Source organism: Streptomyces sp. NPDC088794, from assembly GCF_044750545.1.
Taxonomy (GTDB): domain Bacteria; phylum Actinomycetota; class Actinomycetes; order Streptomycetales; family Streptomycetaceae; genus Streptomyces.
The window spans coordinates 1-23,090 of record NZ_JBIVKB010000018.1; the positions used below are offsets into that span (position 1 = coordinate 1).

19 protein-coding genes and 2 rRNA genes are annotated in these 23,090 nt (G+C 71.7%); 16 read left to right on the forward strand and 5 right to left on the reverse strand.

The features are described 5' to 3' along the window. From ACIP6U_RS38900 to ACIP6U_RS38915, 4 genes are all read left to right on the forward strand, one after another. Window positions 1–73, forward strand: a 23S ribosomal RNA gene (locus ACIP6U_RS38900); the annotation flags it as partial. 106 nt (window positions 74–179) lie between these two features. Beyond that, window positions 180–296: ribosomal RNA gene (gene rrf / locus ACIP6U_RS38905) — 5S ribosomal RNA — on the forward strand. A 196-nt stretch (window positions 297–492) separates the two neighbouring features. After that, window positions 493–1,710 (forward strand): hypothetical protein, encoded by a 1,218-nt coding sequence (locus ACIP6U_RS38910; RefSeq protein ID WP_401727662.1) that lies wholly within the window; start codon window positions 493–495, stop codon window positions 1,708–1,710. Then, entirely contained in the window at window positions 1,602–2,510 is a 909-nt protein-coding gene (locus ACIP6U_RS38915) for a hypothetical protein (RefSeq protein ID WP_401727663.1), read from the forward strand. Before ACIP6U_RS38910 ends, ACIP6U_RS38915 begins: the two co-directional genes overlap by 109 nt. 60 nt (window positions 2,511–2,570) lie before the next feature. Here ACIP6U_RS38915 and ACIP6U_RS38920 read toward each other — a convergent pair whose 3' ends face one another. Then, a complete protein-coding gene (locus tag ACIP6U_RS38920) occupies window positions 2,571–3,860 on the reverse strand; it encodes a DUF1015 family protein (protein WP_401727442.1) in 1,290 nt (429 codons plus the stop codon). Window positions 3,861–3,931: 71 nt separating this feature from the next. On the opposite strand from ACIP6U_RS38920, the gene ACIP6U_RS38925 reads away from it, so the two are divergent. The 4 genes from ACIP6U_RS38925 to ACIP6U_RS38940 all read left to right on the forward strand — a co-directional run bounded on the left by ACIP6U_RS38925 (window position 3,932) and on the right by ACIP6U_RS38940 (window position 8,053). After that, entirely contained in the window at window positions 3,932–4,960 is a 1,029-nt protein-coding gene (locus tag ACIP6U_RS38925; RefSeq protein WP_401727443.1) for an HAD hydrolase-like protein, read from the forward strand. Between the two features lie 89 nt (window positions 4,961–5,049). Then, a complete protein-coding gene (locus ACIP6U_RS38930; RefSeq protein ID WP_401727444.1) occupies window positions 5,050–6,093 on the forward strand; it encodes a FecCD family ABC transporter permease in 1,044 nt (347 codons plus the stop codon). A gap of 14 nt (window positions 6,094–6,107) precedes the next feature. Then, window positions 6,108–7,127 (forward strand): FecCD family ABC transporter permease, encoded by a 1,020-nt coding sequence (locus ACIP6U_RS38935; protein ID WP_401727445.1) that lies wholly within the window; start codon window positions 6,108–6,110, stop codon window positions 7,125–7,127. After that, window positions 7,124–8,053, forward strand: a complete 930-nt coding sequence (locus ACIP6U_RS38940; RefSeq protein ID WP_401727446.1) for an ABC transporter ATP-binding protein — start codon at window positions 7,124–7,126, stop codon at window positions 8,051–8,053. Before ACIP6U_RS38935 ends, ACIP6U_RS38940 begins: the two co-directional genes overlap by 4 nt. Here ACIP6U_RS38940 and ACIP6U_RS38945 read toward each other — a convergent pair. Next, window positions 8,037–8,384, reverse strand: coding sequence for an SCP2 sterol-binding domain-containing protein (locus ACIP6U_RS38945; RefSeq protein WP_401727447.1), 348 nt, complete (start codon window positions 8,382–8,384; stop codon window positions 8,037–8,039). The genes ACIP6U_RS38940 and ACIP6U_RS38945 overlap by 17 nt on opposite strands. A 42-nt stretch (window positions 8,385–8,426) precedes the next feature. Between ACIP6U_RS38945 and ACIP6U_RS38950 the strand changes: the two genes are divergently transcribed. The 5 genes from ACIP6U_RS38950 to ACIP6U_RS38970 all read left to right on the forward strand — a co-directional run bounded on the left by ACIP6U_RS38950 (window position 8,427) and on the right by ACIP6U_RS38970 (window position 14,018). Beyond that, window positions 8,427–8,762, forward strand: coding sequence for a hypothetical protein (locus ACIP6U_RS38950; protein WP_401727448.1), 336 nt, complete (start codon window positions 8,427–8,429; stop codon window positions 8,760–8,762). A 7-nt stretch (window positions 8,763–8,769) separates the two neighbouring features. After that, on the forward strand, window positions 8,770–9,585 hold the full coding sequence (locus ACIP6U_RS38955; RefSeq protein WP_401727449.1) for a TlyA family RNA methyltransferase: 816 nt from the start codon (window positions 8,770–8,772) through the stop codon (window positions 9,583–9,585). Next, entirely contained in the window at window positions 9,582–10,490 is a 909-nt protein-coding gene (locus tag ACIP6U_RS38960; protein ID WP_401727450.1) for an NAD kinase, read from the forward strand. Before ACIP6U_RS38955 ends, ACIP6U_RS38960 begins: the two co-directional genes overlap by 4 nt. Window positions 10,491–10,650: 160 nt before the next feature. After that, the gene (gene recN / locus ACIP6U_RS38965) at window positions 10,651–12,369 is read left to right on the forward strand and encodes a DNA repair protein RecN (RefSeq protein ID WP_401727665.1); all 1,719 of its coding nucleotides are present in this window, start codon (window positions 10,651–10,653) and stop codon (window positions 12,367–12,369) included. 512 nt (window positions 12,370–12,881) lie between these two features. Further along, window positions 12,882–14,018, forward strand: a complete 1,137-nt coding sequence (locus tag ACIP6U_RS38970; protein ID WP_401727451.1) for a glycosyltransferase family 4 protein — start codon at window positions 12,882–12,884, stop codon at window positions 14,016–14,018. Between the two features lie 9 nt (window positions 14,019–14,027). Here ACIP6U_RS38970 and ACIP6U_RS38975 read toward each other — a convergent pair whose 3' ends face one another. Beyond that, window positions 14,028–15,692, reverse strand: a complete 1,665-nt coding sequence (locus tag ACIP6U_RS38975; RefSeq protein WP_401727452.1) for a PucR family transcriptional regulator — start codon at window positions 15,690–15,692, stop codon at window positions 14,028–14,030. Window positions 15,693–15,771: 79 nt separating this feature from the next. Between ACIP6U_RS38975 and ACIP6U_RS38980 the strand changes: the two genes are divergently transcribed. Beyond that, window positions 15,772–16,728, forward strand: a complete 957-nt coding sequence (locus ACIP6U_RS38980; protein WP_401727453.1) for an LLM class F420-dependent oxidoreductase — start codon at window positions 15,772–15,774, stop codon at window positions 16,726–16,728. 26 nt (window positions 16,729–16,754) lie between these two features. Here the strand turns inward: ACIP6U_RS38980 and ACIP6U_RS38985 are convergent, their stop codons facing one another. Both ACIP6U_RS38985 and ACIP6U_RS38990 read right to left on the reverse strand, forming a co-directional pair. Beyond that, window positions 16,755–18,137 carry an FAD-binding oxidoreductase gene (locus tag ACIP6U_RS38985; protein ID WP_401727454.1) on the reverse strand — a complete coding sequence of 461 codons (1,383 nt, stop codon included), beginning with the start codon at window positions 18,135–18,137 and terminating at the stop codon, window positions 16,755–16,757. Between the two features lie 130 nt (window positions 18,138–18,267). Further along, the gene (locus tag ACIP6U_RS38990; protein ID WP_401727666.1) at window positions 18,268–20,070 is read right to left on the reverse strand and encodes a glycoside hydrolase family 15 protein; all 1,803 of its coding nucleotides are present in this window, start codon (window positions 20,068–20,070) and stop codon (window positions 18,268–18,270) included. Window positions 20,071–20,574: 504 nt separating this feature from the next. Between ACIP6U_RS38990 and ACIP6U_RS38995 the strand changes: the two genes are divergently transcribed. Next, window positions 20,575–22,224: a CTP synthase gene (locus tag ACIP6U_RS38995; protein ID WP_401727455.1), complete on the forward strand. Its 1,650-nt coding sequence runs from the start codon at window positions 20,575–20,577 to the stop codon at window positions 22,222–22,224. A gap of 120 nt (window positions 22,225–22,344) precedes the next feature. After that, the gene (locus ACIP6U_RS39000; protein ID WP_401727456.1) at window positions 22,345–22,971 is read left to right on the forward strand and encodes an NUDIX domain-containing protein; all 627 of its coding nucleotides are present in this window, start codon (window positions 22,345–22,347) and stop codon (window positions 22,969–22,971) included. Window positions 22,972–23,090 lie beyond the last annotated feature (119 nt).

Here is a 23,090-nt window from a genome sequence, read left to right on the forward strand (position 1 = left end):
GTTGATAGGCCGGATCTGGAAGCCCAGTAATGGGTGGAGGTGACCGGTACTAATAGGCCGAGGGCTTGTCCTCAGTTGCTCGCGTCCACTGTGTTAGTTCTGAGACAACGAACGGTTGTCGGCTAGAGCTTGAACCACACAACAGAAAAGTGTGCTTGTTCGCTCGAAACCATTAGGGTTTCGGTGGCCATAGCGTGAGGGAAACGCCCGGTTACATTTCGAACCCGGAAGCTAAGCCTTACAGCGCCGATGGTACTGCAGGGGGGACCCTGTGGGAGAGTAGGACGCCGCCGAACAATCTTTGGAGGACCCCTGGTCCCAGCGTCAAGCTGGGACCAGGGGTCCTTTTGTGTTTTGAATCAAGCTCCACCCGGAGCGCGCCGGCTACCCGGCTGCGCGAGAATGACTTGCGGTACCGAAGACAGGAGTCACCGATGTCCACCAACTCTCCCGAGGATCGACCGGAGCGCGACCAGCGGCGCCGGGAAAGTGGTGACCGCGGCGACCGTGGTGGTTACCGCGGAGGTCGCAGCGACCGCGGTGGCTCCGGAGCCACCGGTGGTTCCGGTAGCTCTGGTGGTTCCGGTGGTGCCAACCGTGGCGGCGGCTATGGGCGTCGCGACGACAACCGGCCTGTGTCCGGCCGACGCGATGACAATCGGGGTGGCTCCGGCGACCGCCGAGGCGATGACCGCGGTGACCGCGGCGGTTTCCGTCGGGATGACAACCGAGGAGGCGGCTACGCGGGTCGTCGCGACGACCGACGCGATGGCGACCGTGGCTCGCGCCCGTCGTTCCAGCGTGACGACCGCGGTGACCGTGGTTCCCGTCCGGCGGGGCAGCGCGATGACCGTGACCGTGGTTCGCGTCCCTCCTTCCAGCGCGATGACCGTGGTTCTCGTCCGTCGTTCCAGCGTGACGATCGGGATCGTGGTTCTCGTCCGTCCTTCCAGCGGGATGACCGTGACCGTGGGCCGCGTCGGGACGACCGTGGCGGCGACCGTCCGCCCTTCCGTCGTGACGACCGAGGCGACCGTGGTCCCCGTCCGACCGGCCAGCGTGACGACCGCGGTGGCTTCCGGCGTGACGATCGTCGCGATGACCGCCGTGACGGCGACCGAGGCAGCGCCCCCCGCCGTGATGACCGTAGGGACGACCGGGATCGTGGTTCGCGTCCGTCGTTCCAGCGCGATGACCGCGGTGACCGGGGTTCCCGCCCTTCGTTCCAGCGGGATGACCGGGATCGTGGTTCGCGTCCGTCCTTCCAGCGAGATGACCGTGACCGTGGTCCCCGTCGGGACGACCGTGGCGGCGACCGTCCGCCCTTCCGTCGCGATGACCGGGGTGACCGTGGTCCTCGTCCGGCCGGCCAGCGGGACGATCGTGGTGGCTTCCGACGGGACGACAACCGGGGCGAGCGCAGCGGTGGCTTCCGGGGTCGGGACGACCGTGGTGGATCTGCGCCCCGGCGTGACGACCGTAGGGACGACCGCGGTGGGCGTCCCGGTGGCTTCCGGGGTCGCGATGACCGGCAGGGTGGCGGCGGCTACCGCGGCCGTGACGACCGGGACAGGGACAGGGACCGCGAGCCGATCAAGCGGCTGCCGATCCCCGAGGACGTCACCGGCGAGGAGATCGACAAGGACGTACGACAGGAGCTGCAGAGCTTGCCCAAGACGCTTGCCGAGGACGTCGCGAAGAACCTGGTGATGGTTGCCCGGCTCATCGACGAGGACCCCGAGGGCGCGTACGGCTACTCCAAGGTGGCGTTGCGGCTGGCGTCGCGTGTCGCTGCCGTACGAGAGGCGGCCGGGTTCGCGGCGTACGCGACCCAGAAGTACTCCGAGGCGCTCGGTGAGTTCCGGGCGGCGCGGCGGATGACCGGGTCCGTGGACCTGTGGCCTGTGATGGCGGACTGCGAGCGTGGGCTCGGGCGGCCGGAGAAGGCGCTGGACATGGCCGGTGCGCCCGAGGTGAACAAGCTCGACAAGGCCGGGCAGGTCGAGATGCGGCTCGTCGTGGCCGGTGCCCGGCGTGACATGGACCAGCTCGACGCGGCCATCGTGACGCTGCAGAGCCCCGAGCTCGCCTCCAACTCCGTTCAGCCGTGGACCGCGCGGCTGCGGTACGCGTACGCGGACGCGCTGCTCGCCGCCGGTCGTGAGGCCGAGGCGCGGGAGTGGTTCGGGAAGGCGATCGAGGCCGACCGGGACGGCAGCACGGACGCGTCGGACCGGCTTGCCGAGTTGGACGGTGTCGAGTTCGTCGACGCGTTCGTCGAGGACGACGAGGGCGACAGTGACGGTGAGCAGGCCGAGGTCGAGTCCGACGCCGAGGCAGAGGTCGACACCGAGGTCACGGTTGAGGCCGAGACCGAAGTCGAGGCTCCGATCGAGGTCCCGGTCGAAGACGAGGTTCCGGTCGAGGACGAGGTCCGGGTCGAGGACGACGTGGAAGACGAGGACGTCGAGGACGTCGAGGGCGACGACCTCGAGGACCGTAAGAACTGATCTGCGCAGGAAGAGGGCGGGGCCGTGAGGTTCCGCCCTTTTTCATGTCCCGTTCGCTCGTCAGAGCTCCAGCGCGCGCAGTACCAGGCCCGACGCGGGTTTCGGGCCGAAGGACGTGGACTTGCGGGGCATCGTGACGCCCTGGCGGGCCAGGTCGCGGACGACCTCCTCGCGGACGGGGTGCATCAGGACCGCCGTGCCGCCGTCGCGTTCGGCCTTCTCCACCGTCGCGGCCGTGTCGTGGATGTAGGCGATATGGGCGGGGGAGTCCTCGGGGATGTGCCAGACATGGTCGAGGAGCGTGGCGTGCAGGACGGTCGCGTCCAGGGTGCGCCAGGCCGTCGGGTGGTCGGCGGGGATCGTGCGGGCGAGGAGGGCCGGGTCCGGGTGGTCGACGAGGTGGAAGGCGCCGTCGCCGGCCAGCAGGAAGGCGTTGCCCGCGCAGGCCGCGTCGGCCAGGGCCGTGAGGGCCTCCGGCAGAGGTACGTCCAGGCGCTGGACGCGGAAGAGGCCGTCGAGGGCGGCCAGGGCGTCGGCGACCGGCAGGCCGTGCAGGAGGCGGTGGATGGCGCGGACCCGCAGGGGGTAGCGGGCCGTGTCGACAAGGAGGACGAGGCCGTGGTCCCAGTCGCTGGGGGAGGGATGCTCCGCGCGTAGAAGTCGATAAGTCGCCCAGCGGTGGTGGCCGTCGGCGATCAGGGCCTGGTGGTGGGCCAGGTCGGAGCGGACGTCGGCCAGGTCGTCCGGGTCGGTGACCGCCCACAGGCGGTGGCTGTAGCCGTCCTCCGTGGTGGTGGCGAGCAACGGGGGCTGCTGGGCGGTGCGTTCGACGACCTTCGACGTGGGGGTCGAGCCGTTGCCGCGGTAGGTCAGGAGCAGGGGCTCCAGGTTCGCGGAGGTGGCGCGCATCAGGGCCGCGCGGTCGGCGACCACGTGCGGCATGACGTCCTCGTGGGGCAGGACCACGCCTTCGGAGGGGTCCGAGACCCGCAGGGCGCCGATGACGCCGCGTTGGAGCATGCCGTCGTCGTGACGCTGTTCGTAGACGTACAGGCCCGGTTCCGCGTCGGTCGTCAGGACGCCCTCGGCGACCCAGCGGCGCAGGGTGTCGGCGGCCTGTTCGTTGCGGGCGCTCGGGGTGGTGGCCTGCGGGAGGATCAGACGGACGATGTTGTGCGGGTCGGAGTCCTGGAGATGGTGCAGGCCGTCGGGGCGTACGACGACGTCGTACGGCGGAGATGTCACGGCGGCCAGGCTGCCGACCCGGTCGGGGTCGTACCGTAGGCCTCGGAACGGGGTGAGTTCCAGGCCTCGGGGCAGCGTTGCTTCCGAGTGACCTGCAGTGTTCATCCCGGCATCGTACGTGTGTCAGTGGCGTGCGGGATGATCGGGGAAAGCCGTCGAACGAGGAGCGATGTGGAATGAGCCAGAGCGCCAGGAGGCAGCCCGAGGGCAGTGACCAGGCCCTGAGCGAGGCGTACGACACGGCGCTCCTCGACCTGGACGGGGTGGTGTACGCGGGCGGGAACGCGATCGCGTACGCGGTCGACTCGCTCGCCACCGCGCGGGAGGGCGGGATGCGGCTCGCCTACGTCACCAACAACGCGCTGCGGACCCCGGATGTCGTGGCCGCGCATCTCACTGCGCTGGGGATACCGACGGGTGCCGAGGACGTCATCACCTCCGCGCAGGCGGTCGCGCGGCTGATCAGCGAGCAGGTGCCGGCGAAGTCGCGGGTGCTGGTGATCGGCGGGGAGGGGCTGCGGGTCGCGCTGCGCGAGCGCGGTCTCGAGCCGGTCGAGTCGGCGGAGGACGATCCGGCGGCCGTGGTGCAGGGGTACGGCGGGCCCGATCTGGCCTGGGCGCGGTTCGCGGAGGCCGGATACGCCATCGCGCGCGGGGTGCCCTGGTACGCGTCCAACACCGACCTGACGATCCCGGGCGCGCGCGGGATCGCGCCGGGCAACGGGGCGGCCGTGGAGGTCGTCCGGATCACGACCGGTGCCGAGCCGCAGATCGCCGGCAAGCCGCTGCCTCCGATGCACCGGGAGACGATCCTGCGCACCGGCGCGAAGCGGCCGTTGGTGGTCGGGGACCGGCTGGACACGGACATCGAGGGCGCGTTCAACGGCGAGGTGGACTCCCTGCTCGTCCTCACCGGTGTCACCGACGGACCCCAGCTCCTCGCGGCCCCGCCGCAGCACCGGCCGACGTATGTCGACGCCGATCTGCGCGGGATGCTGACGGGACAGCCGGAGGTCGCCGAGGCGGGTGACGGGTTCCGGTGCGGTGGCTGGACCGCGAGGGCCGGTGCGGAGCGGCTGGAACTCGACGGTGACGGCGAGGACTTGGACGGTCTGCGGGCGCTGTGCGCGGCGGCCTGGACGGCGGCCGGCGACGGCAGGTGCGAGCTGGACGCGGAGAAGGCCCTGGCCCGACTGGCGTTGTGAGCCGGGTCACTTGGTGGCGGGGCGGTGGATCGGAAGGCGGGCGCGACCAGGGATCGAAGAGGGATGCGAGGGTAGGCTAACCTAACTGCGTGTTGGTCGACAGTCCTCCCGAACAGCGCGCGGAAACCGCCCCCGCGCCCCCGAATCGCCGGGCGATACGGGCCTTTGGGCTCCTCGTCTCCGTCCTGATCCTGGCGCTCGTCGCGGTGGCGAGCATCGCGATCGGCGCGAAAGAGCTGTCCATGGGGCAGGTCTGGCACGGCCTGTTCGAGGACTCGGGGACCTACGGGGACGTCGTCGTCGCGGAGCGCGTCTCACGCACGCTGCTCGGACTGCTCGCCGGCGCCGCGCTCGGGCTCTCCGGAGCCGTGCTCCAGGCGCTCACCCGCAATCCGCTGGCCGACCCCGGACTGCTCGGCATCAATGCGGGCGCGTCCGCCGCGGTCGTCACCGCGATGACGTACTTCGGCGTCACCTCGCTGACCGGGTACGTGTGGTTCGCCTTCCTCGGCGCGGCGGCCGTCGGTGCGCTCGTCTGGTTCCTGGGCGGCAGCCGGGGTGCGACGCCCGTGCGGCTCGCGCTCGCCGGCACCGCGATCAGCGCCGCGCTCTACGGCTATCTCCAGGCCGTGATGATCAGCGACCAGGCCGCGCTCGGCAAGATGCGCTTCTGGACTGTCGGTTCACTGACGACGGCGACCGACGAGACGGTCCTGCAAGTGCTGCCGTTCATCGCGGTCGGCACGGTCCTCGCCCTCGGTCTCGCCCGGCCGCTCAACGCCCTGGCCATGGGCGACGACACCGCCAAGGCCCTCGGCGCCAACCTCAACCGCACCCGGGCGCTGGCCATGCTCGCCGCCACCGTGCTGTGCGGGGCGGCGACCGCGGCCTGCGGCCCGATCGTGTTCGTCGGCCTGATGGTCCCGCACGTCGTACGGTCCTTCACCGGCCCCGACCTGCGCTGGATCCTGCCGTACGCCACGATCCTGTCGCCCGTGATGCTGCTCGGCTCCGATGTCGTCGGCCGGGTCGTGGCGCGGCCCTCGGAGGTTCAGGTCGGCATCGTCACCGCGATCATCGGCGGCCCGGTCTTCATCTATCTCGTACGACGCCGGAGGACGACGCAGCTGTGAGGACCAACCGTGTCATGAGGACGCCGGGTGGCCTCTCCCTGCGTCTGGACGTCCGTGCCGTCACCGTCGTATCCCTGCTGCTGCTCACCGCGCTCGCCGCGAGCGTCGTGCTGATCGGCACCGGTGACTTCCCCATCCCGGCGGGGGACGTGCTCAAGACGCTGGCCGGGAACGGGGACGCGGGCCAGGAGTTCATCGTCAACGAACTGCGGCTGCCCCGGGTCCTGGTGGGCCTGCTGGTCGGCGCCTCGCTCGGACTCGGCGGCGCCCTCTTCCAGGCCGTCACCCGCAATCCGCTGGGCAGCCCGGACGTGCTCGGCCTCAGCCAGGGGGCGACGGCCGGGGCGCTCGTGATGATCGTGCTGTTCTCCGGCAGCGCCGCGCAGGTCACCATGGGCGCGCTCGTGGGCGGCCTGGCGACCGGGATCGCCATCTACCTGCTCGCCTGGAAGCGGGGCGTGCACGGATACCGCCTTGTCCTGGTCGGCATCGGCGTCTCCGCGATCGTCACCGCCGTCAACGGCTATCTCCTCACCATCTCCGACATCGTCGACGCGACTCGGGCGGTTGTCTGGATGACCGGGTCCCTCAGCGGCCGGGACTGGGACCAGGTCTGGCCGCTGCTCGCGCTGTGCGCGGTGCTCGTGCCGCTGGTCCTCGCCAACGGGCGCGGCCTGCGGATGATGGAGATGGGCGACGACGTCTCGAACGCCCTCGGGGTACGCGTCGAACGGGTGCGCGCGCTGCTGCTGGTGGCCGCCGTCCTGCTCACCGCGACCGCGACCGCCGCCGCGGGACCCGTCGGCTTCGTGGCGCTCACCGCGCCCCAGCTCGCGCGCCGGCTGACCCGCTCGCCCGGCCCCAACCTGCTGCCGTCCCTGTGCATGGGCGCCGCCCTGCTGGTCACCGCCGACTGGCTCTCGCAGAAGATCTTCGGCGCCGACCAGATTCCCGTGGGCGTGGTGACCGGCGTCCTCGGCGGTGTCTATCTGTTGTGGCTGCTCGTCAGCGAGCGCAGGGCGGGCCGGATATGAGCGACCAGAGCATCCCCAGCCGCGGGCTGGACAACCGAAGGAGCACCGTGAACCGCCTGTCCGCCGAGAACGTCACCCTCGCCTACGACCAGCGGGTCATCGCCGAGCAGCTCTCGGTGGAGATCCCCGACAACTCCTTCACCGTGATCGTCGGACCGAACGCGTGCGGCAAGTCGACACTGCTGCGGGCCCTGTCCCGGATGCTCAAGCCGAACGTCGGCCGGGTGCTGCTGGACGGCCAGGTCATCCAGTCGATGCCGGCCAAGAAGGTCGCGCGCACCCTGGGCCTGCTTCCGCAGACGTCCATCGCGCCCGACGGGATCACCGTCGCCGACCTCGTCGGGCGCGGCCGTTACCCGCACCAGGGCATCCTGCGCCAGTGGTCGACCGAGGACGAGAAGGTCGTACAGGAGTCCATGGCGCAGACCGGGGTAGCCGAGCTCGCCGATCGCTATGTCGACGAATTGTCCGGCGGTCAGCGGCAGCGCGTGTGGATCGCCATGGCGCTCGCCCAGCAGACCCCGCTGCTGCTGCTCGACGAGCCGACGACGTATCTCGACATCCAGCACCAGATCGACGTCCTGGACCTCTGTGCCGAGCTGCACGAGGAGCAGGGGCGCACGCTGGTCGCCGTGCTGCACGACCTCAACCACGCGGCTCGGTACGCCACGCACCTCATCGCGTTGAAGGAGGGGCGGATCATCGCCGAGGGGGCGCCGAAGGACATCGTCACGGCCGAGCTGGTCGAGGACGTGTTCGGGCTGCGCTGCCAGGTCATCGACGACCCGGAGACGGGGACCCCGCTGGTGGTGCCGGCCGCGCGGAAGGCGCGTACGAAGGCGCGCGCCGACCTCAAGAAGGCCGCCGAGGACTCCGAGGCGGAGGCCGCCGCGGAGGAGAAGGTCGTCGCTACAGAAGCTTCCTGAGCTGGAACAGGTCGCGCAGGCCCGCCTCCAGGCGCACCCGGCCCGAGCCCCAGGCCTTCGCGAAGTTCAGCTCGCCGTTCACCAGCGCCACCAGGTCGTCGCCGGACATGGTCAGCCTGATCTGGGCCTTCTCCTTGGGAGGGCCCTGAAGGGTGTCCTGCACCACGATCCGGCCGCCCGTCATGCGGCCGACGAACGTGACGTCCAGGTCCGTGATGCGGCAGCTCACCGAGCGGTCCAGGGCCGCCGCCGCGGCGGTGTCCCCCTCGGCGCGCTGCATGTTGTCCGAGAGCTTTTCGAGTGCGGCGCGGCACTCCTCGATCGTGGCCATCGTGATCGACGGTACCCCAGCTCTTCGGGGTAGCGTCTGGGCATGAGCGACACAGTGCCCGAGGCCACAGCGCAGGAGGAGCCGGCCGAGGTCGAGGCCGAGTACGACCCCGCCGCTCCCGCCCCGCTGGACGTGGCCCGCACACCGACCGGCAACGCCGAGGTCGACGGGAAGCTGGAGCGGCTGGCCGACGCCGACCACCTCGCCACGGACGGACACATCGAGGTGTACGAGGATGTACACCGGGGGCTGCGCGACGCGCTCACCGCGCTCGACGCCCGCCCGGGACCTCCGGTTCCCGCCCGCCACCCGACCACCACCCCTCAACGAGACCCTTCGGGTCACACCTATCAATCGCCGTACGAAAGCAGGAGCTGAACCGAACGTGGCAGGAGTCGCACGCCGTCGGCTGGACGCGGAGCTGGTGCGCCGGAAGCTGGCGCGCTCGCGCGAGCATGCCGGGCAGCTGATCGCGGCCGGCCGGGTCACCGTCGGCAAGACCGTCGCGACCAAGTCCGCCACGCAGGTGGAGACCGCGGCGGCGATCGTCGTCCAGACCGACGACAGCGATCCCGACTACGTCTCCCGGGGCGGGCACAAACTCGCGGGCGCGCTGGCGGCGTTCGTACCGCAGGGGCTCGTGGTCGAGGGGCGGCGGGCGCTGGACGCCGGCGCGTCCACCGGCGGTTTCACCGACGTCCTGTTGCGGGCAGGTGCCGCACATGTCGTGGCGGTGGATGTCGGATACGGACAACTCGCTTGGTCTCTCCAAAGCGATGAACGCGTCACCGTCAAGGACCGTACGAACGTACGCGAGTTGACGCTTGAAGCGATCGATGGGGAACCTGTGGATCTTGTCGTGGGTGATCTGTCCTTCATCCCGCTCGGGCTGGTGCTGCCGGCCCTCGCGCGGTGTGTGAAGGCGGATGCCGACCTGGTGATGATGGTCAAGCCGCAGTTCGAGGTGGGGAAGGAACGACTGGGCAGCGGCGGTGTCGTCCGCAGTACGCAGCTGCGGGCGGAGGCCGTGCGGGGCGTGGCCGGGAAAGCGTGGGAACTGGGGCTCGGGGTCAGGGGCGTCACCGCCAGCCCGCTGCCCGGACCCTCCGGGAATGTCGAGTATTTTCTGTGGCTGCGCGCCGGGGCACCCCAACTGGACCCGGCCGATGTCGACCGTGCAGTGGCGGAGGGGCCCCGTTGACACCGAACCGAGCTCGTACTGTTTTCCTGCTCGCCCACACCGGGCGGCCCGCGGCCATCCGCAGCGCCGAACTGGTGGTGAAGGGCCTGGTGCGCGAGGGCATCGGCGTGCGCGTCCTGGAGTACGAGGCCGCCGACCTGCCGCTGCCCGAAGAGGTGGAGCTGGTCAAGGAGGCGACCGCGCAGTGCCTCGAAGGGTGCGAGCTGCTGATGGTGCTGGGCGGTGACGGGACGCTGCTGCGCGGCGCCGAGTTCGCCCGCGCGTCCGGGGTGCCGATGCTCGGCGTCAACCTCGGCAGCGTCGGCTTCCTCGCCGAGGCCGAGCGCGACGACCTCGACAAGGTCGTCGACCGCGTGGTCTCCAAGTCCTACGAGGTCGAGGAGCGGATGACGGTCGACGTCGTCGTCCACCGCAACGGCGACATCGTGCACACGGACTGGGCGCTGAACGAGGCGGCGGTGCAGAAGGCCGGCGCCGAGAAGCTGCTCGAAGTGGTGCTGGAGATCGACGGCCGGCCGGTCACCGGGTTCGGATGCGACGGGATCGTGCTGTCGACGCCCACCGGGTCCACCGCGTACGCCTTCTCCGCCGGGGGACCGGTGGTGTGGCCCGAGGTCGAGGCCCTGCTGATGGTGCCGATCAGCGCGCACGCGCTGTTCGCGAAGCCGCTGGTGACCTCCCCGAACTCGGTGCTCGCCGTGGAGCTGCTGCCGCACATCCCGCCGGGTGTCCTGTGGTGCGACGGGCGGCGGACCTTCGAGCTGCCGCCGGGGGCGCGGGTGGAGGTGCGGCGGGGTGCCGTGCCGGTGCGGCTGGCCCGGCTGCATCACGCCTCCTTCACGGACCGGCTGGTCGCGAAGTTCGCGTTGCCGGTCTCCGGGTGGCGCGGGGCGCCGCACCACTAGCCGCTCGGGACAGATGTGCGGAAGCGCGGGCGACTGTGGACGGTTTGTGGTCGCTCGCGCAGTTCCCCGGCCCCTGCGGGCCCTGACACTCCCCCGGGTGACAAGGGCACCTCGCACTCGCCCGGTCGGACCTCGTAAGGTCTTCATCGTGCTGGAAGAAATGCGGATACGGTCGCTCGGAGTCATCGACGACGCGGTCGTCGAGCTGTCGCCCGGGTTCACCGCCGTCACCGGTGAGACGGGCGCGGGCAAGACCATGGTGGTCACCAGCCTGGGGCTGCTGCTGGGCGGACGGGCGGATCCCGCGCTGGTGCGGATCGGCGCCGAGAAGGCGGTCGTGGAGGGGCGGATCTCCGTGCCCCCGGGCGCCTCGGCCATCGTGCGCGCCGAGGAGGCGGGGGCCGAACTCGACGACGGGGCGCTGCTCATCAGCCGTACCGTTTCCGCCGAAGGGCGGTCGCGGGCGCACGTGGGCGGACGCAGTGTGCCCGTGGGGCTGCTGGCGGAACTCGCCGACGACCTCGTGGCCGTGCACGGGCAGACCGACCAGCAGGGGCTGCTGAAACTGTCCCGGCAGCGAGCGGCGCTCGACCGGTACGCCGGTGAGGCCGTGGCCGGCCCGCTCGCCAAGTACGGTGAGGCCTACCGGCGGCTGCGGGCCGTGTCCGTCGAGCTGGACGAGATCGTCACCCGCGCGCGTGAACGGGCCCAGGAAGCCGACCGGCTGCGCTACGGCCTCGACGAGATCGCCGGCGTCGAGCCGCGCGCCGGTGAGGACGTGGAGCTCGCGGAGGAGGCGAACCGGCTCGGGCATGCCGAGGCCCTGTCGTCCGCCGCCACGGCCGCCCACGCGGCCCTCGCGGGCAACCCCGAGGACCCGGAGGGCATCGACGCGGCCACGCTGGTCGCGGGCGCGCACCGGGCCCTGGACGCGGTGCGGTCGCACGACCCCGCGCTGTCCGCGCTGGCCGACCGGATCGGCGAGATCGGGATCCTTCTCGGCGATGTGGCAGGGGAGTTGGCGGGGTACGCCGACGACCTCGACGCCGATCCGCTGCGGCTGTCGGCCGTCGAGGAGCGGCGGGCCGCGCTCACCGCGCTGACCCGGAAGTACGGCGAGGACGTCAACTCCGTGCTCGCCTGGGCCGAATCGAGCGCCGGGCGGCTGACCGAGCTGGACGGCGACGACGAGCGGATCGGCGAACTGACCGTCGAGCGGGACGCGCTGCGGGTCGAACTGGGCGGGCTCGCGCAGGCGTTGACCGATGCGCGGGCGGAGGCGGCGGAGCGGTTCGCGGCCGCCGTGACCGCCGAGCTGGCCTCGCTCGCCATGCCGCACGCGCGCATCTCGTTCGAGATCCGGCAGACCGAGGACCCGGAGGGCGTGGAGGTCGGCGGACGCGCGGTCGCCTACGGCCCCTCCGGCGTCGACGAGGTCGAACTGCTCCTCGCCCCGCACCCGGGAGCGCCCCCACGGCCCATCGCCAAGGGCGCGTCCGGCGGTGAGCTCTCGCGCGTGATGCTCGCCGTCGAGGTCGTGTTCGCGGGCACGGACCCCGTGCCGACGTACCTCTTCGACGAGGTCGACGCCGGCGTCGGCGGCAAGGCGGCGGTCGAGATCGGCCGCCGGCTCGCCAAACTCGCCAAGTCGGCGCAGGTGGTCGTCGTCACCCACCTTCCCCAGGTCGCCGCGTTCGCCGACCGGCAGCTGCTGGTCGAGAAGACGAACGACGGATCGGTGACCCGGTCCGGCGTGAAGGTCCTCGAAGGCGAGGACCGGATCCGGGAGTTGTCCCGGATGCTGGCGGGCCAGGAGGACTCGGAGACGGCTCGGGCGCATGCGGAGGAGCTGCTGGCGACGGCGCGGGCCGACGGGTAGCGGCTCGACGGTTGACGGCTCGACGGTCGGCGGTTCGGCCGGGCTCGGCTCAACTCGGCGCAGAACGGGCGGACGCTGCGTGTCGGTGTGTTGCCGCGCCGGGGCGGTTTCGCGGGTCAGGACGGCGCGTGACGGCGTGTGGGGCGGGCGCGCCCGCGTGTGAGCGCAACGGCACGTGGGGAGCGGGGTCGCGCAGGCCGCGGGGTGCGGACCTTCCCGAGCGAGGGTGTCCGCGCGTGGGACAGGACATGGGAAACCAGGTCCGCGGGCCTGTCCGCTCGCTCACCGTTCCTTCACCGTCCCGCCCCCGGAACCACCGCTTCCCTCACCCGTGTGAGTGACCCGGCACCCCGGCCCGCCGACTCCTCGCGCCCTCGGCGTTCCCGGAACACCCGTGCGTGCTGGCATCCTTGGGCGTGTACGTGGAGGAAGCCGCGCGGTACACCCCCTCCGCTCGATCCTTCTGTACTTTCTTCGTGACCGCCCGACGCCGAACCAGGAGCCCCGGCCACGTGACCCACGTGAGCAGCCACTCAGCGACCGGCCAGTCGCCGCTGCGCACCGTCCAGGTGCTCGGCGGAGGCAACGCCGGCAGTAGCGCACACGTGCGTGCACTGGCCTCGGGGCTCGCCGCACGGGGCGTACGCGTCACGGTGTGCGCCCCCGTAGAGGCCGATCACACCTACGACTTCACCGGTGCGGGTGCCGAACACGTGCACGTGCCCCGCAGCAGCGACCCCGCCTCCGTGGCCGCCCTCCGGGAGGCGTGCCGGGACGCCGACCTGGTGCACGCGCACGGTCTGCACGCCTCCTTCCGTGCCGTGCTGGCGCTCAGCGGCCGGCGTACCCCGCTCGTCGTCACCTGGCACGACCGCGCGTACGCGGAGGGCGCCCGCGCCCATCTGCTGCGCCTGCTGGAGCGGAGGGTCGTCAAGGCCGCCACGGTGGTGCTCGGCACCACCTCGGACCTCGTGGACCGGGCGCGCCGCACCGGAGCACGGGACGCCCGGCTCGCCGCCGTCTCCCTGCCCGGACCGCGGCACTCCGCCGAGCAGGACGACCCCGACCGGCTGCGCGCCAAGGTGCGGGCCGAACTCGGCGCCATCGGCCGCCCGTTGCTGATGGCCGTCGGTTCTCTCGAACGGCATCGGGGCTACGACACCCTCCTGGACGCCGCACGCGGATGGAGCCGGCTGGACCCCGTGCCGCTCGTCGCGGTCGCGGGGGAGGGTCCGTTGCGGGCGGAGCTGCAGCGCCGGATCGAGGACGAGGAACTGCCGGTCCGCCTGGTCGGACGCCGTGACGACGTCTCCGAACTCCTCGCGGCCGCCGACCTCGTGCTCCTGCCGAGCAGTCGGGAAGCGCGCTCCGTGCTCGCCCAGGAAGCCCTCCACGCACGCGTGCCGCTGGTCGCGACCCGGGTCGGTGGCATTCCCGAACTCGTCGGCGACGCCGCCGAACTCGTCCCGGCCGACAACGCGAAGGCCCTCGCCGACGCCGTCGTGCGTCTGCTCTCCGACCCCGAGCGCTGCGAACTCCTGAAGGACAAGGGTGCCCTCCAGGCGGCGACCTGGCCGACCGAGGACGAGACGGTCGCGCAAGTGCTGAGTGTGTACGACGAGTTGACGCAGCCCCGGCCGCTCATCTGACGTTCCGGTTCAGGTCACGAGCCTGCGGGCGCGCAGGGCCAGGCTCAACGCCAGTACCGTCTGCGGGTCGTCGAGGTCGGTGCCGAGCAACTCGCCGATCCGGGCCAGCCGGTTGTAGAGCGTCTGCCGGTTGAGGTGCAGCTCGCGGGCCGTCTCCGCCTTGCGGCCCGCGTGCGCCAGGTACGTCTCCAGGGTGGGCAGGAGCGGCGGGCGGGAGCGGTTGTCGTGGTCGCGCAGCGGGCCGATCGCGCGGTCCACGAAGGCCGCCAGGTCCGGGTGCTCGCGCAGTCGCCACAGCAGGAGGTCGATGTCGAGGCGGCGGGCGTCGTACCAGGGCCGGTCCGTCAGGCCCTGTGCCGCGGTGGCCGTCTCCGCCGCGTGCCGCAGCCCCGCCGAGGCCGCCGCCCAACTGCCGGCCACGCCGACCACCACGACGGGCGGCTGCGCCCCGGGCCGCTGCATCCCGGCGCGCTCCACCCCGGCCCGCAGCGCCGCCGCGACCCGGTCCGCGACCGCCGACCGCTCCGACTCGGAGCGCAGGCCCAGCAGCAGCGGAACGCGGCCCTCCACAGGTCGTACGCCCAACAGGACCGGCACCCCCACCGCGGCCAGTTCCTCCGCGACCGCCCGTGCGAGCACCGCCCAGCCCCCGCCCGGGGCGAGCGTGTCGCCGATCCGCATGACGACCGGAAGCAGCGGGCCGCTGCCCGGCTTGAAGCCCAGCACGCGCGCCTGCGCGGGCGCGTCCTCGGCGGCGATACGGCCCTCGGCGAGGTCGGTCAGGAAGTCCCCGCGCCCCCGTGCCGCCAGTTCCTCCTCCTGACGCGCCTGCATCAGGACGACGGCGAGGATGCCCGCGGCCCGCTCGGCGGCCATCCGGTGCACCGCGGTCAGGGGAGCGCGGACGGGGAGCAGGACCAGTCGCGCACGCACCGAACCCGTACCGGGGCCGCCCCCGGGCACGTCCACCAGGGCCGAACCGGCCGGCGGGGTGTCCTTGTGCTGGCCGCGCAGCCCCTCCCACACCTGGAGCGGTTCCGCGCCCTCGGGACCGGCTCCGGCGGCGTACAGCAGCTGCCCGTCCGGTGTCTCGAGGAAGACCGGGTTGCCGCTGAAGTCCGCCAGGATGCCCAGCACCTGGGGGATCCCGCCGCCGCCCAGCAGGGCCTCGGTACAGCGCCGGTGCACCTCCTCGGCCTGCTGGAGCAGCGCGTAGTGGCCGTTGACGATCTCGGTGTGGATCTCCTCGGTGACCGCCACGAACGGCACCTCGCGGTGCAGCTGGACCAGTGGCAGGCCGGCCGCCCGTGCGGTGTCGACGAGGGCGGCGGGCAGGCGCGTGAAGCGCGGGCCCAGCTCCATCACGAGGGCCGCGATACCGCGCTCGGCCAGGGTGCGCACGAACGCCCGCTGATCGGCCGGACGGGTGCCGAGGCCGTAGCCCGTGGTCAGCAGCAACTCGCCGCCCTTGAGGAGGGAGGCGATGTTCGGCACCTCGCCCGCGTGCACCCAGCGCACGGTCCGCTGGAGCCGGTCGGCTCCCGCCAGGACCTCGGGGAGTCCGCTGCGCAGACCGGGGAGCTCCAGGGCCCGCTGAACGGTGATCCCGGCGCCGTGGGAGTCGTATGCGCTGTCGGTGCCCGTGCCCGCGCTGCTGTCCGTGCCGCTGTTCATGAAGCGGACGCTACCTGCGCGGATGCCTCCGGGTCAGCCGGCCGGGAGTGGGCCATGGGCAGTGGGGTAGCGACGGGGCATGGACTTCAGCGTGGTGGCCGTGGCCCGGGAGGACGACAGCGCGGTGGACGAGCCGGTGCGGGTGGCACGACTCGCCGACCGGCTCGGATACGGGGAGGTATGGGCCGGGGAGGGGCCGACATGGGACGCGTTCGTGCTCGCGGCGGCCGTCGGGGCGGCCACCGAGCGGGTGGCGGTGACGGCAGGGCCGGTGCCGGTGAACGTGCGGGACCCGTACACGATCGCCCGGGGCGCCGCCTCGGTCGCGGCCGTGACGGGCCGCGCGGTCGGCGTGGCGCTCGGCACCTCCAGCAAGCGGGTCGTCGAGGGTGTGCACGGCCGGGTGCGCGAGCGGCCCGCGGCCGTACTGGAGGAGAGCGCGGTCGCCGTACGCCGTCTGCTGCACGGCACTCCGGGCGAGCCGGTCGTACCCGGCAGCACCTTCTTGCGACGTCTTCCGCCGCCCGGCGGTCCGCTCACCGTGGCCGCGTTCGGCGACCGCGCGATCGCCACCGCCGCCGCGCACGCCGACCGGATGCTCCTCGACGTGGTCTCCCCGGCGCAGGTCGGCGTGCTGCGGACGAAGCTGGACGCGGCCGCGGAGAAGGCGGGGCGGGCGCGGCCCGTGCTCGCCGCCTGGCTGCCCGCCGCCGTCGATCCCGACCCCGCGTCCCTCGCCCAGGTGCTGGGCGGCATCGCGGGATACCTCACCGTGCCGGGCTACAGCGAGGTCTTCGTCGAAGCCGGCTTCGGCGAGGCGGTGATGCTGGCCGCGACCGGCGCCGACCGGGAGACCCTGCTGCGGGCCCTCCCGCCGAGAGCCGCCGCGACCCTCGGCCTGATCGGCGACCTCGACGCCGTACGCGCCCGGATCCACGCCTATGCCGAGGCCGGCCTGGACGAGATCGCTCTCGTGCCGGCGACGGCGGGCGACCCGGCCGGGGAGCGGACACTGACGGCTCTCCGTCCCACCTGACCTGCCACCGCGCACACGTACGGCCCTCAGGCCGGCCTGATGTTGTGGTTGAAGCGGAAGACGTTGTCCGGGTCGTACTGCCGTTTCAGCGCGGCCAGCCGCCCCGCGTTCTCCGCGCCCACCCCGGCCACCACCCGCTCGGTGCCCTCGTCGCCGATGAAGTTGAGGTAGACGTCACCCGTGCTCCACGGCCGCGCGGCGGCGCGCATGTCCCGGACCCACTGGGCACACCGTTCGTCGTCCGCCGGGTCCTCCCACATCGCGAAGGGGTGGGTGGCCCAGGGCGCGTCCCGGTAGGGCACCGGGTACTCGTGCGGCCCGGCGGCGATCGCCCCGCCCAGCGGGAACAGCACGTGCATGGTCCCGGTCGGCACGGGCATGGACCGGGCTCCGGCGCAGAAGACCTGGAGATAGTCGTCGGGCGCGCCCGTGAGGTACTCGGCCGACCAGTAGTTCCGCATCCCGGGCGGATCGTCGAGCATGCACTGGACATCGGCGTACGGCATCGCCCCGACGACCTGCGACTCGTGCGGCAGCGCCAGCAGCGGCTCGGCCAGCTTGAGCATGTCCTCCTCGGGCCCCGCGTACGTCAGCAGCACCGCGCACAGGAGCGTGCCGACCAGGTGCGGCGGTACGAACTCCTCGGGCGGGCCCGTGATGAACAGCGCGCCGCCGCTCGCCTCGTCCGGGCCATTGGCGATCAGGTCGCGGTAGGTGCGCACGGCCTCGGGACCGAACTCCGGGAGGTACAGGACCATCGCGATGGAGAACTCGGGCAGCGCGTGCAGCTTGAGGGTGAGCGAGGTGGCGATGCCGAAGTTGCCCCCGCCGCCGTGCAGGCCCCAGAACAGCTCCGGGTTCTCGTCGGCGCTCGCGTGCGCCCGCTCGCCGTCCGCGGTGACGAGGTCGGCGGCGAGCAGGTTGTCGACGGCCAGTCCGCACCAGCGGTCCAGCCAGCCGGAGCCGCCGCCCAGGACGAAACCGCCGACGCCGGTCGTCGACACCCGGCCGCCGGTGGTGGCCAGGGCGTGCGGTTGGCAGGCGCGGTCCAGGTCGCTCATCGTGGCGCCGCCGGCGATCTGTACCGCCCCGGCCACGGGATCGACGCTCACCGCGCGCAGGTGGCGCAGGTCGACGACGAGTCCGCCGTCGTTGAGTGCCATGCCGGCCACGCTGTGTCCGCCGCCGCGCACCGCGATCGGCAGATCCAGCTCTCTGCCGAAGCGCACGGCCCGTACGACGTCGTCCCCGGTGACGCACTGCGCGATGACCGCGGGACGCCGGTCGATCATCGAGTTGAAGACGGTCCGGGCCTCGTCGTAGCCCGGGTCCTGCGGGGCGAACACGTCGCCGACCAGATCCTCGCGCAGCGCGGTGAGAGCCGCGCCCGCCGTAGATGGGGAGGCCATGGGGGCGCCCCCTTCCTGAAGGGGCTGTTGGGTTCCACCCTAGGCGTGCTTCGGCGGGCGGTCCTGTTCAACCGCCCGCCGTCACCACTCGGTAAGGAATCGGCGGCCGTGCGGGGAAGCCGTCGGGTGATCAGCCGCCGTAGGCCCCCGACGCCGTCAGGCGCAGCGCCGTGTCGATGAGCGGGACGTGGCTGAAGGCCTGCGGGAAGTTGCCGACCTGGCGCTTCAGGCGCGGGTCCCATTCCTCGGCGAGGAGGCCGAGGTCGTTGCGCAAGGCCAGGAGCTTCTCGAACAGCTTGCGGGCCTCGTCCACGCGGCCGATCATCGCGAGGTCGTCGGCCATCCAGAACGAGCAGGCCAGGAAGGCCCCTTCGTCACCGGGCAGGCCGTCGACGCCCTCGCTGTCGCCCTCGGTGGGGTAGCGCAGGATGAAGCCGTCCGCGGTGGAGAGCTCGCGCTGGATCGCCTCGATGGTGCCGATCACGCGCTTGTCGTCCGGCGGCAGGAAGCCCATCTGCGGGATCAGCAGCAGGGAGGCGTCCAGTTCCTTCGAACCGTAGGACTGCGTGAACGTGTTGCGTTCCTTGTCATAGCCCTTCTCGCAGACGTCCCGGTGGATGTCGTCGCGCAGTTCGCGCCAGCGCTCCAGCGGGCCGTCCGCGTCGCCGGACTCGATCAGCTTGATCGTGCGGTCCACGGCGACCCAGGCCATGACCTTGGAGTGCACGAAGTGGCGGCGCGGGCCGCGGACTTCCCAGATGCCCTCGTCCGGCTCGTCCCAGTGCTGCTCCAGGTAGCGGATCAGCTTGAGCTGGAGCAGGGAGGCGTAGTCGCTGCGCGCCAGGCCGGTCATGTGGCCCAGGTGCAGGGCCTCGGTGACCTCGCCGTACACGTCCAACTGGAGCTGGTGCGCGGCGCCGTTGCCGACGCGCACCGGCGCCGAGTTCTCGTAGCCCGGCAGCCAGTCCAGCTCCGCCTCGCCCAACTCGCGCTCGCCGGCGATGCCGTACATGATCTGCAGGTTCTCCGGGTCGCCGGCGACCGCCCGCAGCAGCCACTCGCGCCAGGCGCTGGCCTCCTCGCGGTAGCCGGTGCGCAGCAGCGAGGAGAGGGTGATCGCGGCGTCGCGCAGCCAGGTGTAGCGGTAGTCCCAGTTGCGGACCCCGCCGATGTCCTCGGGCAGGGAGGTGGTCGGCGCGGCGACGATGCCGCCGGTCGGCCCGTAGGTCAGCGCCTTGAGGGTGATCAGCGAGCGGACGACGGCCTCGCGGTAGGGGCCGTGGTACGTGCAGTGCTCCACCCACTCGCGCCAGAAGTCCTCCGTCGCCTGCAGCGAGGCCTCCGGCTCCGGCAGCGCCGGCGGCTTCTTGTGCGAGGGCTCCCACGAGATCGTGAACGCGATCCGGTCACCCGGGGCGACCGTGAAGTCGGCGTACGTGGTCAGCGACTTGCCGTAGGTCTCGGCCTCCGTGTCGAACCACACCGAGTCCGGTCCGGCGACGGCGACCGTGCGGCCCTCGTGCTTGTGCACCCACGGCACGACACGGCCGTACGAGAAACGCATCCGCAGGGCCGAGCGCATCGGGACGCGGCCCGAGACGCCTTCGACGATGCGGATCAGCTGCGGCGCGCCGTCACGCGGGGGCATGAAATCCGTCACCCGGACCGTGCCGCGCGGGGTGTCCCACTCGGACTCCAGGATCAGCGAGTCGCCGCGGTAGGTGCGCCGGGCCGCCGTCGGCGGCGGCGCGTCCGAGGCGTGCGCGGGGCCCAGCCGCCAGAAGCCGTGTTCCTCTGTGCCCAGCAAGCCGGCGAAGACGGCATGGGAGTCGAAGCGGGGCAGGCACAGCCAGTCCACTGTGCCGTCCCGGCAGACCAAGGCGGCGGTCTGCATGTCTCCGATGAGTGCGTAGTCTTCGATGCGCCCGGCCACGTGCAACTCCAGTCGAACGGCCACGTCACCCCCGACAGGGGGTTGTCGCTGGTGCGGTCAAGGGGTCGTTGTAATGCGTCGTTGAGCGGTGAAGCAAAGCAGTCGTTCCGGCCATGTGGCAAAACGACGATCTCAGCTCAACGGACTGACGAGCTCTCGTTGTTCCGGGAGGGACGGGCGGGGGTGGTGCCGTGTTTCCGGCCGGGCTCGGCAGCGAGTGTCCGAGCAGGATACGACGCACGTAGATGATCTGCGTGCCGCTCCGGGCAACCCGGATCGGCCGATCGGGTGAGCGGCGGGTGAGAAACGCGTGACGGCGTGCCGACACGTGTCGACCTGCGTGCGGAGCGTGGCCGGAAGCCATCGCGCCGAGGCGCTGATACCCTGGTAGCCCGTGGACCGGTGGGAGAAAACCCCCGAACCGCAGCGACGGCGCCCCCGGAGAATCCCGGACGGCAGCCGTACCGCACCCCAGACCGCGACCACGGGAGCCCCCTCTTGGCCATGCCTCGGAAATCCACGACGACCAAGCACATCTTCGTCACCGGGGGTGTCGCCTCCTCGCTCGGCAAGGGCCTCACGGCCTCCAGCCTGGGGATGCTGCTCAAGGCACGGGGCCTGCGCGTCGTCATGCAGAAGCTCGACCCGTATCTGAACGTCGACCCCGGCACCATGAACCCCTTCCAGCACGGTGAGGTGTTCGTCACCAACGACGGCGCCGAGACCGACCTGGACATCGGCCACTACGAGCGTTTCCTGGACCGGGACCTGGACGGCACCGCCAATGTCACCACGGGCCAGGTCTACTCGACGGTGATCGCCAAGGAGCGGCGCGGCGAGTACCTCGGCGACACCGTGCAGGTCATCCCGCACATCACCAACGAGATCAAGCACCGCATCCGCCGCATGGCGACGGACGAGGTCGACGTCGTGATCACCGAGGTCGGCGGCACGGTCGGCGACATCGAGTCCCTGCCGTTCCTGGAGACGGTCCGCCAGGTCCGGCACGAGGTCGGCCGTGACAACGTCTTCGTCGTCCACATTTCCCTCCTGCCGTACATCGGCCCGTCGGGGGAGCTGAAGACGAAGCCGACCCAGCACTCGGTTGCGGCCCTGCGGAACATCGGTATCCAGCCGGACGCGATCGTGCTGCGGTCCGACCGCGAGGTGCCGACCGCGATCAAGCGCAAGATCTCGCTAATGTGCGACGTCGACGAGGCCGCGGTGGTGGCCTGTCCCGACGCCCGCTCGATCTACGACATCCCGAAGACCATCCACAGCGAGGGCCTGGACGCCTACGTCGTCCGCAAGCTGGACCTGCCGTTCCGCGACGTGGACTGGACGACCTGGGACGACCTGCTCGACCGCGTCCACAAGCCGGACCACGAGATCACCCTCGCGCTGGTCGGCAAGTACATCGACCTGCCCGACGCCTACCTCTCGGTCACCGAGGCGCTGCGCGCGGGCGGCTTCGCCAACAAGGCCCGCGTGAAGATCAAGTGGGTCACCTCGGACGACTGCAAGACCCCGGCCGGCGCCGCGGCGCAGCTCGCCGACGTCGACGGCGTCTGCATCCCGGGCGGCTTCGGCGACCGCGGTGTGCTCGGCAAGGTGGGCGCCATCCGGTACGCCCGCGAGAACAGGATCCCGCTGCTCGGCCTCTGCCTGGGCCTGCAGTGCATCGTGATCGAGGCCGCGCGCAACCTGGCCGACATCGCCGACGCCAACTCCACCGAGTTCGACTCGTGCACCGCCCACCCGGTCATCTCCACGATGGCCGAGCAGCTGGACATCGTGGCCGGCGACGGCGACATGGGCGGCACGATGCGGCTGGGCATGTACCCGGCCAAGCTGGCCGAGGGCTCCATCGTGCGCGAGGTCTACGACGGCAAGGAGTACGTCGAGGAGCGGCACCGGCACCGCTACGAGGTGAACAACGCCTACCGCGCGGAGCTGGAGAAGAAGGCCGGCATCCTGTTCTCGGGCACCTCGCCCGACGGCAAGCTCGTGGAGTACGTCGAGTACGCGCGCGAGACGCACCCCTACCTGGTCGCCACGCAGGCGCACCCCGAGCTGCGCTCGCGGCCGACCCGGCCGCACCCGCTGTTCGCCGGGCTCGTGAAGGCCTCGGTCGAGCGCAAGAATTCCAAGTAACACACCAGTTGTACGGTGGCCGGGGTGCATACCTTCAAAAGGTGGGCACCCCGGTTTTCTTGTGGCCGGTCGCCGGCCGGTCCGTGGCCGGTGGTGGCGGAGTTCGTGGAAGGACAGGGCATGACGCTGAAGGACACCCCGGAGGAGTGGGAGATCCGGGCCACGGAGACCCCTTTCGTGGGCAACAAGACCTCGGTCCGCACGGACGAGGTGGTCATGCCCGACGGCTCGGTGGCCCGCCGCGACTACCAGGTCCACCCCGGCTCGGTCGGCATCCTCGCCCTCGACGACCAGGACCGCGTCCTGCTGATCCGCCAGTACCGCCACCCCGTGCGCCAGCGGCTGTGGGAGATCCCGGCCGGCCTGCTCGACGTGCCCGGTGAGAACCCGCTGCACGCCGCCCAGCGTGAGCTGTACGAGGAGGCGCACGTCAAGGCCGAGGACTGGCGGGTGCTGACGGACCTCTACACCACCGCGGGCGGCTGCGACGAGGCCGTGCGCGTCTTCCTCGCCCGCGACCTGTCCGAGGCCGAGGGACAGCGCTTCGAGGCCGAGGACGAGGAGACCGACATGGAGCACGCACGCGTGCCCCTCGACGAACTCGTACGGGGCGTGCTCGCCGGCGACCTGCACAGCAGCTGTCTCGTCGTGGGCGTCCTCGCGCTGGCCGCCGCACGCGCCGGCGACGGCCTCGACGCGCTGCGCCCCGCGGAAGCGCCCTGGCCGGCCCGCCCGTTCGAGTCCTGAACCCACAGGGACTCCACAGAGAAACCGCGCAGAACCCGCACGGGTCCGCGAAGACACCGCGGACACGTCGCGACCCACAGTGACCTCGTCCGGTGTGACGATCGGCTGATCCGATCGGG